The 235-nt window shown below is 55.3% G+C and carries 1 rRNA gene; it reads right to left on the bottom strand.

Annotated elements, in window-relative coordinates:
• Positions 1 to 217 (bottom strand): 16S ribosomal RNA (locus tag ACTHTK_RS10345); the annotation flags it as partial.
• Positions 218 to 235 lie beyond the last annotated feature (18 nt).

Here is a 235-nt window from a genome sequence, read left to right as displayed (position 1 = left end):
TAATACTGTTTGCTACCATCGCTTTCGAGAATGAACGTCAGTGTTTTCCCAGTAGGCTGCCTTCGCCTTCGTTATTCCTCCACATCTCTACGCATTTCACTGCTACACGTGGAATTCTTCCTCCCTCTGACACACTCTAGTCCCCCGGTTCAGAACGCAGGTCCCAGGTTGTGCCCGGGGATTTGACCTCCTGCTTCAGTCACCGTCTGCGCTCGCTGTGGGGGGCGTGGGTCCG

This window comes from Neisseria sp. P0006.S009 (genome assembly GCF_051962915.1).
Lineage (GTDB): Bacteria > Pseudomonadota > Gammaproteobacteria > Burkholderiales > Neisseriaceae > Neisseria > Neisseria subflava_E.
The sequence above is the reverse complement of the archived record's forward strand: the minus strand, read 5'-3'. Positions and strand labels throughout refer to the sequence as shown.